The 15,347-nt window shown below is 61.3% G+C and carries 12 protein-coding genes; 6 read left to right on the top strand and 6 right to left on the bottom strand.

Annotated features, from left to right (window positions below; genetic code table 11):
- Positions 1-152 precede the first annotated feature (152 nt).
- Both ACK4R0_RS13615 and ACK4R0_RS13620 read left to right on the top strand, forming a co-directional pair.
- A complete protein-coding gene (locus ACK4R0_RS13615) occupies positions 153-1,595 on the top strand; it encodes an amidohydrolase (protein WP_409674903.1) in 1,443 nt (480 codons plus the stop codon).
- Between the two features lie 408 nt (positions 1,596-2,003).
- Complete coding sequence (locus tag ACK4R0_RS13620) at positions 2,004-2,369, top strand: hypothetical protein (protein WP_409674906.1); 366 nt, start codon at positions 2,004-2,006, stop codon at positions 2,367-2,369.
- Positions 2,370-2,624: 255 nt separating this feature from the next.
- Here the strand turns inward: ACK4R0_RS13620 and ACK4R0_RS13625 are convergent, their stop codons facing one another.
- From ACK4R0_RS13625 to ACK4R0_RS13645, 5 genes are all read right to left on the bottom strand, one after another.
- Positions 2,625-3,422, bottom strand: coding sequence for a crotonase/enoyl-CoA hydratase family protein (locus ACK4R0_RS13625; protein ID WP_409674908.1), 798 nt, complete (start codon positions 3,420-3,422; stop codon positions 2,625-2,627).
- A complete protein-coding gene (locus ACK4R0_RS13630; protein WP_409674911.1) occupies positions 3,419-4,048 on the bottom strand; it encodes a 2-hydroxychromene-2-carboxylate isomerase in 630 nt (209 codons plus the stop codon). The genes ACK4R0_RS13625 and ACK4R0_RS13630 overlap by 4 nt, the downstream gene beginning before the upstream one ends.
- Before the next feature lie 196 nt (positions 4,049-4,244).
- Positions 4,245-4,934, bottom strand: a complete 690-nt coding sequence (locus ACK4R0_RS13635) for a glutathione S-transferase N-terminal domain-containing protein (RefSeq protein ID WP_409674914.1) — start codon at positions 4,932-4,934, stop codon at positions 4,245-4,247.
- A 96-nt stretch (positions 4,935-5,030) separates the two neighbouring features.
- Complete coding sequence (locus tag ACK4R0_RS13640; RefSeq protein WP_409674917.1) at positions 5,031-5,744, bottom strand: winged helix-turn-helix domain-containing protein; 714 nt, start codon at positions 5,742-5,744, stop codon at positions 5,031-5,033.
- 110 nt (positions 5,745-5,854) lie between these two features.
- Positions 5,855-7,066 carry an LL-diaminopimelate aminotransferase gene (locus tag ACK4R0_RS13645; protein ID WP_409674920.1) on the bottom strand — a complete coding sequence of 404 codons (1,212 nt, stop codon included), beginning with the start codon at positions 7,064-7,066 and terminating at the stop codon, positions 5,855-5,857.
- A gap of 273 nt (positions 7,067-7,339) precedes the next feature.
- Between ACK4R0_RS13645 and ACK4R0_RS13650 the strand changes: the two genes are divergently transcribed.
- From ACK4R0_RS13650 to ACK4R0_RS13665, 4 genes are all read left to right on the top strand, one after another.
- Positions 7,340-9,154 carry a PHA/PHB synthase family protein gene (locus ACK4R0_RS13650; protein ID WP_409674922.1) on the top strand — a complete coding sequence of 605 codons (1,815 nt, stop codon included), beginning with the start codon at positions 7,340-7,342 and terminating at the stop codon, positions 9,152-9,154.
- 176 nt (positions 9,155-9,330) lie between these two features.
- On the top strand, positions 9,331-10,254 hold the full coding sequence (locus ACK4R0_RS13655; protein WP_409674925.1) for a phasin family protein: 924 nt from the start codon (positions 9,331-9,333) through the stop codon (positions 10,252-10,254).
- Positions 10,255-10,771: 517 nt separating this feature from the next.
- On the top strand, positions 10,772-11,461 hold the full coding sequence (locus ACK4R0_RS13660) for a hypothetical protein (protein WP_409674928.1): 690 nt from the start codon (positions 10,772-10,774) through the stop codon (positions 11,459-11,461).
- Positions 11,461-12,489, top strand: a complete 1,029-nt coding sequence (locus ACK4R0_RS13665; RefSeq protein ID WP_409674931.1) for a sensor histidine kinase — start codon at positions 11,461-11,463, stop codon at positions 12,487-12,489. Before ACK4R0_RS13660 ends, ACK4R0_RS13665 begins: the two co-directional genes overlap by 1 nt.
- Positions 12,490-12,682: 193 nt before the next feature.
- Here ACK4R0_RS13665 and ACK4R0_RS13670 read toward each other — a convergent pair whose 3' ends face one another.
- The gene (locus ACK4R0_RS13670; RefSeq protein ID WP_409674933.1) at positions 12,683-15,226 is read right to left on the bottom strand and encodes an ABC transporter permease; all 2,544 of its coding nucleotides are present in this window, start codon (positions 15,224-15,226) and stop codon (positions 12,683-12,685) included.
- Positions 15,227-15,347 lie beyond the last annotated feature (121 nt).

Below are 15,347 nucleotides of genomic sequence, written 5' to 3' on the forward strand. Positions count from 1 at the left end.
CCGGCGAAAGCCGGAGCCCAGGGGCGAAGTTCCGCCACCGTCGCCCTGGATTCCGGCTTTCGCCGGAAAACGATACTGTTGTGGAGCACCCCTTGCGCTCTCCCCTCCCCTCCAACATGATGCGGACATCACATCAAAAAGGGGCCGCATCCATGAAACATCTCCTGCTCACCGCGCTCGTCTTCACGCTCGCCGCCCCCGCCCCCGCCCACGCCAATGAAGCCGAAGACGCCGCCACCGCGCAGGTGATCAAGGCGATCGACGGGCGCTATGACGAGACGGCGAAAGTGGCGCGGCAGATCTGGGAGTGGGCCGAGGTCGGCTACAAGGAGGAACGCTCGAGCGCGCTGCTGCGCGAGCGGCTCAAGACTGCAGGGTTCAAGATCACCGAGGGCGTCGCCGGCATCCCGACCGCGTTCACCGCCGAGTTCGGCAGCGGCGGCCCGGTGATCGCCATCCTCGCCGAATATGACGCGCTGCCCGGGATCAACCAGGACGCGATGCCAACGCGTTCACCGATCGCCGGCAAGGGCGCAGCGCATGCCTGCGGGCACAATCTGTTCGCCGCCGGATCACTGGGTGCGGCGCTGGCGGTGCGCGACTGGCTCAAGGCCACCGGAACTCCGGGCCGGGTGCGGCTCTATGGCACGCCTGCGGAAGAGGGCGGCAGCGGCAAGGTCTATATGGTGCGCGAAGGGCTGTTCAAGGATGTCGATTTCACCATCCACTGGCACGCCGATGACGAGAATTCCGCCGCCGCGCGCACCAGCCTCGCCAACCGCTCGGCCAAGTTCCGTTTCAGGGGCGTCTCGGCGCATGCCGCAGGCGCGCCCGAACGCGCGCGCTCGGCGCTCGACGGGGTCGAGGCGATGAACATGATGGCCAACATGATGCGTGAGCATGTGCCCCAGCAAACCCGCATCCACTATGTCATCACCGAAGGCGGCAGCGCACCCAATGTCGTGCCCGATTTCGCCGAGGTGTTCTATTACGTCCGCCACCCCGATGCCGATCAGGTGCGCAGCATCTGGACGCGGCTGGAGGCAGCAGCGCAAGGCGCCGCGCAGGGCACCGGCACCAAGGTGGACTGGGAAATCATCCACGGCAACAACCCGCTTTTGGTCAACGAGCCTCTCGCCAAGATGATGGACGCCAAATTGCGCCAGGTCGGCGGTATCAGCTACACGCCCGAAGAGACGAAGTTCGCCGAAGGCATCCGCACCAGCTTCGAAAAGCCCGATCTGCCGCTGGGCAGCCAGAGTGAGGTCCAGCCTTATGACGTGACCCTGGGCTATGGCTCGACCGATGTCGGCGACGTCTCCTACGCTACGCCTACGGTGGGCCTACGCGCGGCGACCTGGGTGCCGGGCACCTCGTCGCACAGCTGGCAGTCGGCAGCAGCAAGCGGCATGACCATCGGCTTCAAGGGCGCGCAGGTCGCGGCGAAAGCGATGACGCTGGCCGCGATCGAGCTCTACACCAACCCCGCGCTGCGCGACGAGGCGACTGCGGCGTTCAAGACGGCGCTGGGGCCGGACTATGAGTATCAGTCGCTGCTGGGGGATCGCAAACCACCGCTCGATTATCGGGATTGAGGCTCTGCCGCTCGTTTGCGGGAGAGGCCAGTTTGCACCTGTCGTGAACATCTGACCCGTTGTGCGCTTGGGTCACACCGTCGCAGCCGAGCCGTGGATCGCGACAACGGCAGCTTTGACGTTCGTGCGGACAAACGCGGGTATCTTTCAGTGGCCCGTTGCCGACCCCAGACTGACCACCCCCGCTCATCCTGAGCCGCGGGCTTCAGCCCGCGAAGTCGAAGGACCCGCGCCCACGCTGGCCAAATAGCGGGGCCTTCGACAAGCTCAGGCTGAGCGGAGGGGGTGGCGGCTATGGAGCCGTTCTGAAAAAAACCTGCCGTTCAGGAAGCGACCCCATTGCGGACGCAAGCACCATCGTGGATAGTTGATGCCATGCTGAGGCGCGTATTAGCAAAATGCCATACCGTGAAAGCCCTACTCGCATGGAATGACAGCGACATAGCTGAGTGCCTTGTCTATCTGAACAAGGCTGAGAGGTTGCATCCCCTTCAAGTTTTCGAGACAGCGTTCAAGGCGCAGGTGCTGCTTGATATTGGCCGCCAAACTGAAGCCTATCAGTTGTGTGATGAAACGATCGATCGGATCGACGAGGCAAGAAACGTCGATGAGCGTTACATACAGATTTGGTGCACCCTTTGGCGCGAGACGCATTTTCGCGACTTACCGGACTCAAATGCGCTTTGGGCTGAGGCAGGGAGCTTACCCTGCTCGAACTATCTCAGGAGGTTTTTGCTATTGAGGCGACCTCCCGAATTCACTCTTTCTAGGTGATGGCCGCTTCCCACCCAGAAATGCTCATTCTTGATGAGTAAAGCCAACGCCAAAAGCAGACGTTGAAAAAACTCGAGAAGAGACAGCTTAAAGGTGCCTCGCTTCTGCGACGTGCTGGCGAGCCCGGGGGATTGTGACCGCTGGCAACTCGCAAGCCTTGCCCGTTTCGCTTTCCGGCGAAAGCCGGAATCCAGGGCGGCTGCAGCGCAATCTGACTCCTGGGCTCCGGCTTTCGCCGGAGAACAGAAGACCGCCTCAGCTGAAGTTCGCAGCCCGCTTCTGCATGAACGCGAACACCGCTTCCATCTGGTTGGGGGTGCGGATGATCTTTTCCTGGAGCACGCTTTCTTCCATCAGGATCGCGTCGGTGTCCAGGTCGGGCGTGCGGTTGAACAGGTCCTTGGCGGCACGGACCGCGTCGGGGTTCTTGGTCGCGATCTCGGTGGCGATGGCCATAGCGCGGGCGTGCGGATCGGCATCGATGTGCGTCGCAAAACCGATCCGGCCTGCCTCCTCGCCCGAGAATTCGCGGTTGGTGTAAGTGAGCTCGCGCAGAACATCATCGCGCACCGTGCCGCGCCACAAGGCATAGCCGCCCATATCGGGGATCAGCCCCCAGCGCATTTCCATGATCGACAGCCGCGCATCGGGCGCAATGATCCGCATGCACGCGCCCGACATGATCTGCAGGCCCCCGCCAAAGCACACCCCGTGCACCGCCGCGATCACCGGCATCGGCAGCTTGCGCCACCCGAACGCGACCTGCTGGAACTTGTTGGCGTTGCCATAGGTACGGTCGGTGAGCGCAGCAGGCGCACCGCCTCCAGATGCCCCGCCGGGCGCGGTGAAGCTGGCCATATCGAGCCCGGCGCAAAACGAACGTCCCTCGCCCGACAGCACCACCGCGCGCACGCCGGGCTCGTTGCCCAGCCGGTCGATCGCGGCGATGATGCCATCGAACATCGCCGGATCGAGCGCGTTCATCTTGTCGGGGCGGTTGAGCCGGACATCGGCGACATGGTTCTCGATGGTGATGCTGACCCGGTCGTTCATGAAATGCTCTCTCCCTTGGCCCTTGCGAGCGCTCGTTCCACCAGTGGCAACTGATCGTTGCCGAAATACATATCGTCGGCGCCAACGAAAATCGAGGGCGAACCATAGCCGCCGCGCGCGACCAGTGCATCGGTGTTGGCGCGCAGTCGGTCCTTGACCGGCTGGCTGTTTGCTGCGGCGATCAATGCTGCGCCATCCATGCCGATGCCGTCTGCGACTGCGGCGACTTCTGCCGGATCGTCCAGATTGCGCTGCTCGGCGAAATAGGCGTGGAACGCGGCTTCGGCAAAGCGTTCGAGCGCGCTTTGGTCATCCTCGAGCCCGCAGGCGGCGCGCATCGCGTGGATGCTCTTGAGCGGATGCCATGGCGCGGGGAAGTGCAGCTCCACCCCGGTCCATTCCGCCCAGTCGCGCAAGGCTTTGCCCATGTGCCGCCATTTGGGGCTGTCGGTGCTCTCGCGCGCGGCATAGACCGAGGGGTTGGCCGCGTTGAACACCCCGCCGACTAGGATCGGCGTCCAGCGGATCGTCGCATTGTGACGCGCTGCCAGCGGGCGGATGTTGTGGAACGCAAGGTAGGTCCAGGGGCTGGAAAGGTCGAAGCAGAATTCGATTTGAGGGGTCATATGGTGACGTTCCTTTGATGCTCGTTCTCCGGCGAAAGCCGGAGCCCAGGAGCCAGATTGATATTCCCGTGCCCAACCCCGTCATTCCCGCGAACGCGGGAATCCCGCTTCTTCTTTCGCGCGGCGCATAAGCGGGACCCCCGCGTGCGCGGGGGTGACGATAAAAATGAACTGGCGCGGGAACAGCAAACGGTCATCACGTCTTGATCCCGAACAAAGTCTCGCGGGTTTTCGCATCCGCCTGCGGGTTGCGGTTGATCGCCTCCTTCATCACCGCGAGCCCCGCCTGCATCGCAGGACGCGCGCGGCAGAGTGCGTACCAGCGCGCGATGCTCGGATAATCCGCCAGCGTGATCTCCTGCCGTTTGTGGGTCATGATCCACGGGAAGATCGCCATGTCGGCGATGGTGTATTCCGGCCCCGCGACATACTCCGCCTCCCCCAGCCGCCGGTCGAGCACGCCATACAGCCGCGCAGTCTCGCGTTCATAGCGGTCGATCGCATAAGGCAGCTTTTCGGGTGCATAGAGCTTGAAATGGCCGTTCTGCCCCAGCATCGGCCCGAGGCCACCCATCTGCCACATCAGCCATTCGTTGACGCGCGTGCGCCCGCGCAGGTCGCCGGGCATGAACCGCCCGGTCTTCTCGGCAAGATACAGAAGGATCGCGCCGGTCTCGAATACGCTGACCGGATCGCCGTCGCCGGGCGGGTCGTGGTCGACGATCGCCGGGATTCGGTTGTTGGGGCTGATGCTAAGAAACTCGGGTGCAAACTGCTCGCCCGCGCCGATGTTCACCGGCCTGACCGTGTAAGGCAGGCCGCATTCCTCGAGCATGATCGATATCTTCCACCCATTGGGGGTGGGCGCATAATACAGGTCGATCATTGCGGGGTAGCCTCTCACGGATTCGCATTGCTTCTTGCAACCGATCATAACGCGCCCTGCCACGCTGTCACCCCCCGCCCTGTCACCCCCGCGCTGTCACCCCCGTGGTTGAGGCGCACTGACCAGCCGGTACCCCTGGCGCTTGACCGTATCGATCCGCACCACGTCGCCCAGCACCGCCAGCCGCTGGCGCAGCTTGAAAATATGCACCTCAAGGCTGTTGGTGCCGGGGTCGAACGCGGTCCGCCAGACCGTGTTGAGCAGGGCATCGCGGCTGACCGGCAGTCCGGCATGACGTGCCAGCACCAGCAGCAGATCGAACTCGCGCGGCATCAATGGCAGCGGCTCGCCATGCCAGCACACCTGCCGCAGCCCGGTATCGAAGGTGAAGCCCGCCAGCCGGATGATCCCCGATGCTGCCGCGCGCGATCGCTGCGCGGCCAGCATGCGCGCGGCAAGCTCGTACGGCACGATGCGCGGCGACACCACATCATCGACGCCCGCCAGCAGCAACGCTGCGCGGACCTGGGCGACGTTGATGCCGAATACCAGCAAGGCTGCGGTGCGCGCGGGGGTGGCATCCAGCAGGCCGCGCACGACCACGCGGTTGCGCCCGTCGCACAGGACCGGCGTGATCGGCGATGGCGTCGCCGACGCCTCGCCGATCTGTGCCCTCACCCCGAAATGCGCGAGCGACTGAACATGCGCGCCAAGCACCGCGCGATCGCTGCCGATCACGTCCCATACCGGGCACGGATCTCCGCCTGAGCTGCCTGTTTCTGCCTGACCTGCATCGTCGTCACGCCACATCGGTCCCCTCCCCGCAGGCGCCCCACCGGGCGCACCGCAAGGATTAAAGCGCGTTCATCTGGCGGAAGTGAGCGCAACCCGCTCCGAAACGGAGCGACCGGCGCGCGCCTTCAACTGCCGACGGCCTGCCCGGGCGCGTTCACCCCCATGCTGGCAAGATAGCGCTTCACGTTGCGTGCGGCCTGACGAAGGCGCTGTTCGTTCTCGACCATCGCGATGCGGACGAAGCCCTCGCCGTCCTCGCCATAGCCCACGCCGGGCGCGACCGCGACCTTGGCGTGCTGCAGCAGCTGCTTGGAAAACTCGAGGCTTCCCATGTGCTTGAGCGCAGGCGGCAGCGGTGCCCAGGCGAACATCGAGGCGCGCGGCGGGGGAATATCCCAGCCTGCGCGGCCGAATGCCTCGACCATCACGTCGCGGCGCTTGTGATAGAGCTCGCGGTTCTTCTGGACGATATCCTGCGGGCCGTTGAGCGCCGCACACGCCGCAGCCTGGATCGGCGTGAAGGCTCCATAATCGAGATAGCTCTTCACCCGGGTCAGCGCCGAGATCAGCGTCTTGTTGCCCACAGCAAAGCCCATCCGCCATCCGGCCATCGAATAGGTCTTCGACATCGAGGTGAATTCGACCGCGACGTCCTTGGCGCCGGGTACCTGCAGGATCGAGGGCGTCGGGCAGCCGTCGAAATACAGCTCGCTATAGGCCAGGTCGGACAGCACCCAGACCTTGTTCTCCTTGGCCCAGGCGACCAGCCGCTCATAGAACGCCAGATCGACGACTTCGGCGGTGGGGTTCGAGGGATAGCCGACGACCAGCACCGAGGGACGCGGAACGGTGAACGCCATCGCCCGGTCGAGCGAGCGCCAGTAGTTCTCGTCCGGCGTGGTCGGCACAGAGCGGATCGTCGCGCCGGCGATGATGAAGCCGAAGGTGTGGATCGGATAGCTGGGGTTGGGCGCGAGCACGACATCGCCCGGCGCGGTGATCGCGTTGGCGAGGCTCGAGAGGCCCTCCTTCGACCCCATCGTCACCACGACCTCGGTCTCGGGGTCGAGCTCGACATTGAAGCGGCGCGCGTAATAGTTCGCCTGCGCCTTGCGCAGACCCGGAATGCCCTTGGACTGGCTGTAGCCGTGCGCATCGGGCTTCATCGCCACTTCGCAGAGCTTTTCGATCACGTGCGGCGGCGGCGGCAGGTCGGGATTGCCCATGCCAAGATCGATGATGTCCTCTCCGGCCGCTCGCGCCGCGGCCCGCATCGCATTGACTTCGGCAATGACATAAGGGGGCAGGCGTTTGATGCGGTAGAATTCTTCGGACATATCGATTTCGCTTTTCAGTTCTCCGTGAATGGAGCCCATGCTTTGACGTATGTGCGTGCGCGTGTCGAGCAAAAGCGGGATGCGTCAATCCTCCCCTTCAAGGGGCGGAGGACCACGAAGTGGTGGAGGGGTGTCACCCTAACGCGGCGGTGGATACCCCTCCGTCATGGCTGCGCCATGCCACCTCCCCTTGCAGGGGAGGATTTAGAAGGACTTATCTTTGCAACCTGCCGCTGCTAGGACGGTTGAAAGACAAAACAGCGAGAGACCACAATGCCAGGCGATAGCGAAACCACCCCACCGGCCCTGCCCACGCTCGAAGAGATGCAGCACTGGACCTGGGTGGTCGGCCGCGCGCAGCAGATGATGCTCGAGCACGCTGCGACGATGGCGCAGCAGACCCCCGACATGAGCGCGTTCACCGATCCGCAGGCGCTGCAGGCGCGCCTGCCAGCCTGGATGGGCAGCATGCCGCAGGCGATGCTCGATGCGCAGGCCGATATGTGGCGCGAAGGGCTGACGTTGTGGCAGGGGTTCATCGGCGCGATGACGCCGCCTGCCCTGCTTGCTGAGAACGAAGGCGGCCCGCCGTCAGGCCCGCGCGCCGTTCCCGAGCTGCGCAGCGACCGCCGCTTTGCCGCGCGCCAGTGGCACGACAACCCGGTCTACGCGCTGATCCAGCAAAGCTATCTGATGGTGTCCGAGCATATGCTGCGCGTCGCCGATCGCGTCGATGGGCTCGAGCCGCGCCAGAAGGAAAAGATGCGCTTTGCCATCCAGGGGCTGCTCGATGCATCGAGCCCCGCCAACTTCGCGATGACCAATCCGCTGGTGCTCGAGAAGATCGTCGAGAGCAAAGGCGAGAACCTGCTCAAGGGGCTCGACCACATGCTGTCGGACATGCGCAAGGGCCAGCTCACTCACACCGACCCCGACGCGTTCGAACTGGGCCGCAACATCGCGATGACCCCGGGCAAGGTGGTCTACGAAACCGATCTGTTCCAGCTGATCCAGTACACGCCTGTCACCGACGAGGTGATCGAGATCCCGCTGGTGATCTTCCCGCCGTGGATCAACCGCTTCTACATCCTCGATCTCAACCCGCAGAAAAGCTTCGTCCGCTGGGCGGCCGAGCAGGGCATCACCGTGTTCATGGTGTCGTGGAAGTCCGCCGACGAGAGCATGGCCGAAATCATCTGGGACGATTACGTCAAGGCGCAGATCGAGGCGATCGACTTGGTGCGCGAGGCGCTGTCGGTGCCACAGGTCCACACGATCGGCTATTGCGTCGCGGGCACCACGCTGGCGGCGACGCTGGCGGTGCTCGCCAAGCGCGGCGAGGCCGACCGGGTCGCGTCGGTCACCTTCTTCACCGCGCAGGTGGATTTCGAGCACGCCGGCGACCTCACCCTGTTCGTCGATGACGAGCAGTTGAAGCTGGTCGATCAGCTCGGAGCCAAGGGCTTTCTTGACGGGCGCTACATGGCCGCGACCTTCAACCTGCTGCGCGGGCGCGACCTGATCTGGAACTATGTGATCAACAACTATCTGCTCGGCGAGGACTATCCGCCGTTCGACCTGCTGCACTGGAACGGCGACACCACCAACCTGCCCGCCAAGTGGCACAAATCGTACCTCAAGGATCTGTATCGCGACAACCGCCTCGCCAAGCCGGGCTCGCTCAGCGTCGATGGCACCCCGATCGACCTCAGGCTCATCGAGACCCCGGCGTATATCCAGGCGGGCAAGGAAGACCATATCGCCCCGCTCGAAAGCGTCTGGCGGCTCACCGAGCACCTGTCGGGCCCGGTGCGTTTCGTGCTCGCCGGATCGGGGCATATCGCAGGCGTGGTCAACCCGCCGTCGATGGGCAAGTACCAGTACTGGACCAATGAGGAACCGGTGAACGGGCTCGAGCATTTCATCGCAGGCGCGACCGAGACCAAGGGCAGCTGGTGGCCCGACTGGGTGAATTGGCTCAAGGCGCACGCCCCCGCGACGGTCAAGGCCAAGGGCGCGCGCATCCCCGGCAAGGGCACGCTCAAGGCCATCGAGGATGCACCGGGCCGGTACGTCAAACAGCGCTGACGCAGTTGCGGCAGAGCGGGGCATTTGCCGGCCCCCCGGTGCGTCAAACAGCCTGCCGTGCGGGGTAACCGGCCTGCAGCATAACTTTTGTGCAGTGCAACATTTTGCCTTGACGTCACGCTATCACATCACTATTGTGCACTGCAGCATAACGCAGCAGATGAGTGATTTCGAATATGTCCGATCAGAGCAAGACGCCCACCGCCAAAGCGGCACCGGCCAATGCCGCTGCTGCAAGCGCTGCTCCCTCGGCTGCTCCTGCAGCCAAGGTTGAAGCGCCCAAGGTTCAGGCTCCCAAGGCCGAACCGGTCAAGCAGGACAAGCCCGCCGACGCGATCGACACCGTGATCGCCAAGGCACTGGCCCCCGCCGAAAAGCCCGCAGCTCCGACCAAGGCATCGCCCGAAACGTCGGTCGCTGCCGCCGTGCTGCCGGCAGACGTCAAGGTAGAGAAGGTCGAGGCCGTGAAGGCCAAGACCGCAAAGCCGGTCACAACTAAACCAAATCTATCAAAGATGGCCAAGTCCGCCGTGAAGACGGGGGCACGCAAGGCCACGAAAATCAAGTCCGCAGTGCTCAAGACTCCGGTTGCCGCCAAGGCCGCCGCTCCCGTGAAGAAGAAGGAATCCATCATGACCACCACCGAAACCATGACCGCAGAAACCAAGCAGGCCGCCGCAGCGATGACCGATCGCGTCAAGAGCCTGATGGGCGACATGTCGACCCGCGCCAAGACCGCCTATGAAAAGGGCACCGAAATGGTCTCGCAGGCTACCGAATTTTCCAAGGGCAACGTTGAAGCCCTGGTCGAATCGGGCAAGATCGCAGCCAAGGGCGCGCAGGACATGGGCCAAACCTATGCCGAAGACACCAAGAAGAGCTTCGAGGAAATGACCGCAGCGCTGAAGGAATTCACCGCCGTCAAGTCGCCCACCGAGTTCATCGAACTGCAGACCCGCCTGGTGAAGAAGAGCTTCGACACCGCGGTTGCCCAGACCTCGAAGAACAGCGAAATGTTCCTCAAGCTGGCCGGCGACGTGTTCCAGCCGATCTCGAACCGCGTCAGCGTGGCCGTCGACAGCTTCAAGAAAGCTGCCTGACCCAAAAGCTTCCCACCGCCCTCAACGGCGGTCGGGAAACCAAAAGAAGCCGCTCCGGGCAACCGGGGCGGCTTTTTTGATTGTGAAGGGCCGCATCTTCCTCCGAATTTCAGCGGTCGCAGAACTGTGATCCGAAATTCGATAGGGACCCGATTGGTAGATGTTTTCTGCATTGCAATGTTTTAGGGTCAGATCGAGTGATGCGATCGGAGCAGCTAATCCAACAATGAATGCCCGGCACGATTGCCACATCTGACTATGTGACCTTGTTGGAAGGTGACGAAAGGCTGTATGTTCATATGCAAAGGGGTTTAGGGTCTGGGGACCGGCCAGCCACGCGAACACCCATCAGGTTGCCACCGACAGGTAGTTACGACCCTAATTTAATGCAGCGAATGATTTAGCCATATCGTACCTTTATAATGCGACTTGTTTATGTTCGTCCCGACTTGAGATTGTTGCTTAAAATAGCCACGGATCTCGGAATAACGACCCATTCGCGACAGGCTTTATAACCATGAAAAAGTTTGCACTCAGATTCTATAAAACTAATTCTATTTTAGTCGATTACCTTGGCCAATCGGCTCATCTTCAAAGTGCCCAAAGTAGACGAGCAGCGGTGAGAGTCGCTGTAATAGATGATGAAGACTTTACACCTCAAGTAAAATTACAATCATATGGCTACAATCTGAAAGCAATTGGTGACATAAAATCTGTCTCGGAGGTCAAAGATTTTGACGTAATATTGTGTGACATTCTCGGCGTCGGAATGCACTTCGACCACAATGTCCAGGGCGCTAGCCTAATTTCAGAGATAAAGAACGAGTATCCAGAAAAGGTTGTGGTGGCTTATACAGGAGGCACCCCGTCAGCAAAGGCGCGTAAACTAATATCTGACAAAGCAGACGACTTAATTACTAAAGATATCGACAACCAAGAATGGGTTGAGAGGCTAGATGCCATTGCATTCAAGGCAGTTGACCCTCATGAAATTTGGAATAAAATTAGAAATAGATTTGTACATTTAGGTGTCGATACAAAAACAATATTAATACTGGAAGATGCTTACGTTAGGTCAATCCTTGAAGGTGACAATGGATTAAATAGACTTTCGTCTGCTTCTTATGGTGATAGTATCGGTGGAGATGTACGAGCAGTGATTAGCGGACTAGTTGCAAACTCTATTTTTAAGGTTATTGTAGGATAATGTTTGCTATTACAACACTGTTAATTGCCAGCAATGGCAGCTCTGATTTATACAACGGAATTTTGCATCCAAGTCCGGCTGAGTTACGAAGTAATAGTAGACTCGCTCAGTACATGAAGTTAGCTACGCCCGGATGGCAGACAGATGATTTGGGATTTAAGTTATTCGCTCGACCCCTGCCTGATGGCGGAATGGTGATATTTCCGGCCCTCGAGTTACTGGGGGATACAAGAGCACGGAGACGCTTCCCAGATTACAAACCTTTATTCACAAAACCTCAAATTGAGTCTTTGGCACAAGCATTTTTTCAGATTATCGAGAGCCAAGAATATCGCGCTAGAGAACGGGAGAGAGTCTTAACTCACGATCTCAGAGTTATGTCACGTGAGATTTATCAAAATGCAGATGCAGCGCGTGATTATATCAATGATCAAAACTATATTTATGCTGCCAAGCGTATTGATACCGTAATCGCGGCCCAGGCTATTTTAAAAATGAGGATAGATGCGCTTGATCTTGAAGGTGTTAGCTCATTAAAAAGCGACCATTCAATAGCAATATATAAGAAAGTCGATAAAGTAGTACGCTGCCTGAAGGAGATATCTTTAAAAGGCAATCGCAATATATGGCTAACGGGGGGATCGACTCGCGTCGTGAACGGTCCTAATATTTTCGAACTGGCTCCCTATGCCATTCTTGATAATGCTCTAAAATACTCGCCCGAGAACTCTACCATAAATGTGTCATTAACAGATTCAAGTGGTACCCGCATAACTGTGACATCTCTCGGCCCTAAAATTACCAAATCGGAACAAGATTTGATATTTGATGTCGGCATTCGAGGCCTTGCAGCGAAAGAGACAAATATTCCTGGTAGTGGATTCGGCTTAAACCTTGCAAGAAAAATCATCTCTGACGTCTTTAGGGGTAGTGTTCATGTTCAACAATCTCCATTCGAGCAACAATTTAATGGTCGCCTATACTTTGAAACAACTTTCACTATAAATCTGCCATCACACTCAAATTAATTACGAGACTTTCTTTAGGTGACTTACTACTTATCTGCTAAGTTGAATGATAAAGTCGCTATGCGATTGTTGCGGTCTTTCGACGTTATCGACGCATAAGGGGTCTCGGTTCTACTCGACACTCATGCATGGGTTATCCTGTGCTGCCGTTCGACGCAGACGAGCCAGCAGATATCAAAAGGATGAACCCCCCTCACAACTGCCTTAACGCCTGCGCCGGCCTCGCCGCCAGCACCGGCAGCGAACCCGCCAGCCCCAGCCCCAGCGTCAGCAGTGCGCCTCCGCCCAATGTCGCCAGCACCACGCCCCAATCGGGTTGCCAGCCGAAGGTGAAGATCTGGGTGATCACGTACCACGCCGCGAGCACGCCCAGCCCCAATGCCACCACCGCGAGCAGCGCCGCAAGCAACCCGTATTCGAGCGCCTGGGCCGACAAAATCTGCCGCCGCGTTGCGCCCAGCGTCTTGAGGATCACGCTGTCGTAGATCCGCGCCTGGCGGCTGGCGGCGATCGCGCCGATCAGCACTGCGATGCCTGAGAGGATCGCGATCGATCCGGCGGCGGCGATGGCGGTGGCGATCTGCGTCAGGATCGTCGAGACCTGCCCGATGACATCGCGCACCTCGATCACCGTGGTCGAGGCGAAGCCGGCGAGCACCGCCCTGGAGATCGCGCGCTCGCGCAGGTCGGCATCGGCCATGCCCTTGAGCGATACGGTGGCGGCCAGGTTGTGCGGCGCATCCTTGAGCGTGTTGGGGCTGAACACCATCACATAGTTGAAACCCATCGTGTCCCAGTTGATCTGGCGCAGCGAGGCAATGCGCGCGGTGAACTCGCGCCCGAGCAGGCTGACGGTGAGCCGGTCGCCAACCTTGAGGTCGAGCGTGCGCGCCATCTCCTGATCGACCGAGACCAGAGGCGGGCCGTCATAGCCCCGGGGCCACCATTTGCCCTCGATCAGCTCGCTGCCCTCGGGCAGGGTCTCGGAATAGGTCAGGCCACGCTCGCCGCGCAGCACCCAGGCGTTGTCGGGAATGTCCTCAAGATCGGCGACGCGGATATTCTTGTAGCCGGTGATCGTGCCACGCAGCGAGGGCACGGCGTTGATCGCAGCGCCGGGGGCGGCCTGCTCGACGATATTGCGGAACTGCGCCTCGCCGGTCACCGGCACGTCAAGCACGAACAGATTGGGCGCCTCCTTGGGTACGTTGCGGGTGATCTCGTTGGTGAGGCTGGTCTGGATGCCCGCCAGGATCACGAACAGCGTGAGCCCCAGCCCCAGCGCCACCACCAATTGCCCGGTCTGCGCGCCGGGGCGGTGGAGGTTGGCAAGCGCAAGACGCAGCAGCGGGGCTTTCGGCCGCGGCAGCTTCGATGCAGTCCAGCGGATGCCCCAGCCGATCCCGGCGAGCATCAGCAGCACGCCTGCGGTCGCGGCCATGAACCACGCCGAGAACTGCGCCTCGCGCGCGGTGACCAAAGCCAGCACAACGATCGCCGCGATCCCTGCACCGACAAGCGCCAGCGTCGTCCGATCTGGCCAGCGGTTGCCCTCGACCAGCGAGCGGAACAGCCCGGCTGCGGGAATATGCCGCGCACGCGCCAGCGGCGGCAACGCGAAGATGAACGCGATCAGCAGGCCGTACACCGCGCTCACCACCAGAGGCAGCGGGTGGATCGCAAAGCCGGGCTTCACCGGCAGGATATCGCCCGCCGCCGCGATGATCGCAGGCGGGATCAGCGCGCCTGCGATCAGCCCGCCGAGGATGGCGAGCGCCGACACCGCAAGGATCTGCACCAGATATATCCGCAGGATATCGCCCGAGCCCGCGCCGAGAATCTTGAGCGTGGCGATGCCTTGGCGTTTGGTCGCCAGATACGACGCAACGCCGTTGCCGACGCCGATCCCGGCGATCACCAGCGCGGCGAGCCCGACCAGCGACAAAAACTGCCCCATCCGCTCGATAAAGCGCGAGGTGCCCGGCGCGCCGCGATCGCGGTCGCGCATCTCGAGCCCCGCTTCGGGGAACTCGGCCTTGATCCGGTCGATCGACGCCACCGGATCGGCGAGTGGCCCCACCTTCACGCGGTATTTGCTTTCGTACATGCTGCCCGGCTGGATCAGCCCGGTGCGCTGGATGCCAAGATCGGAGACGAGCGCGACGGGGCCGAGCGTAAAGCCCTCGCCCAACCGGTCGGGCTCGTCGATGATGATGGCGCGGATCGTGAACTCCGCCTCGCCGAAGCGGATCGTGTCGCCGGGCTTGAGGTCGAGCCGGTCGGCCAGCCCCGCGCCGATCACCGCGCTGCCCGGGTCGAGCGGCGCGTAGGTGCCCTGCTGCAAGGTGACGGTGCCGTAGAGCGGGTAGTCGTAGTCCACGCCTTTGAGTTCTGCGAGGATCGCATCGGGTCCGGTGCCCCCTCCGATATCCGGCGTACGCGGGCCGGTGCGCTGCGCCATCGCCTGCATCCGCACGGTTTCGGAGACGGTACCCTCGCGCTCGAATGCGGCGAGCTCGGCCTCGCTCGCCATCCGCTGCGACATCGTCACCTCGAAGTCACCGCCCAGGATCACCTGCCCGCGCTGCGACAGCTCGCCGGTGATCGACGCGGTGAGGCTGCCGATCGTCGCCAGCGTCGCGACGCCGAGGAACAGGCAGACGATCAGCAGGCGCAGCCCGCGGAAGCGTCCGGAAAGGTCACGGCGTGCAATGCGCCAGATCTGGGCCCAGGTCATATGGTAACCCCGTCATTCCCGCGCACGCGGGAATCCCGCTTCCGCGCGACGGTCAAGCCGGATTACCCCCGGCGCGGGAAAGAACAAGAAATAAAAAACACCCACCCCCACACCCACCGGG

It is taken from the genome of Blastomonas sp., assembly GCF_046294995.1.
Lineage (GTDB): Bacteria > Pseudomonadota > Alphaproteobacteria > Sphingomonadales > Sphingomonadaceae > Blastomonas.

Excerpts from the sequence above, each read along its gene's own strand:
- ACK4R0_RS13615 (WP_409674903.1), top strand. The coding sequence starts at position 153 with ATGAAACATCTCCTGCTCACCGCGCTCGTCTTCACGCTCGCCGCCCCC.
- ACK4R0_RS13625 (WP_409674908.1), bottom strand. The coding sequence starts at position 3,422 with ATGAACGACCGGGTCAGCATCACCATCGAGAACCATGTCGCCGATGTC.
- ACK4R0_RS13630 (WP_409674911.1), bottom strand. The coding sequence starts at position 4,048 with ATGACCCCTCAAATCGAATTCTGCTTCGACCTTTCCAGCCCCTGGACC.
- ACK4R0_RS13635 (WP_409674914.1), bottom strand. The coding sequence starts at position 4,934 with ATGATCGACCTGTATTATGCGCCCACCCCCAATGGGTGGAAGATATCG.
- ACK4R0_RS13640 (WP_409674917.1), bottom strand. The coding sequence starts at position 5,744 with ATGTGGCGTGACGACGATGCAGGTCAGGCAGAAACAGGCAGCTCAGGC.
- ACK4R0_RS13645 (WP_409674920.1), bottom strand. The coding sequence starts at position 7,066 with ATGTCCGAAGAATTCTACCGCATCAAACGCCTGCCCCCTTATGTCATT.
- ACK4R0_RS13650 (WP_409674922.1), top strand. The coding sequence starts at position 7,340 with ATGCCAGGCGATAGCGAAACCACCCCACCGGCCCTGCCCACGCTCGAA.
- ACK4R0_RS13655 (WP_409674925.1), top strand. The coding sequence starts at position 9,331 with ATGTCCGATCAGAGCAAGACGCCCACCGCCAAAGCGGCACCGGCCAAT.
- ACK4R0_RS13660 (WP_409674928.1), top strand. The coding sequence starts at position 10,772 with ATGAAAAAGTTTGCACTCAGATTCTATAAAACTAATTCTATTTTAGTC.
- ACK4R0_RS13665 (WP_409674931.1), top strand. The coding sequence starts at position 11,461 with ATGTTTGCTATTACAACACTGTTAATTGCCAGCAATGGCAGCTCTGAT.
- ACK4R0_RS13670 (WP_409674933.1), bottom strand. The coding sequence starts at position 15,226 with ATGACCTGGGCCCAGATCTGGCGCATTGCACGCCGTGACCTTTCCGGA.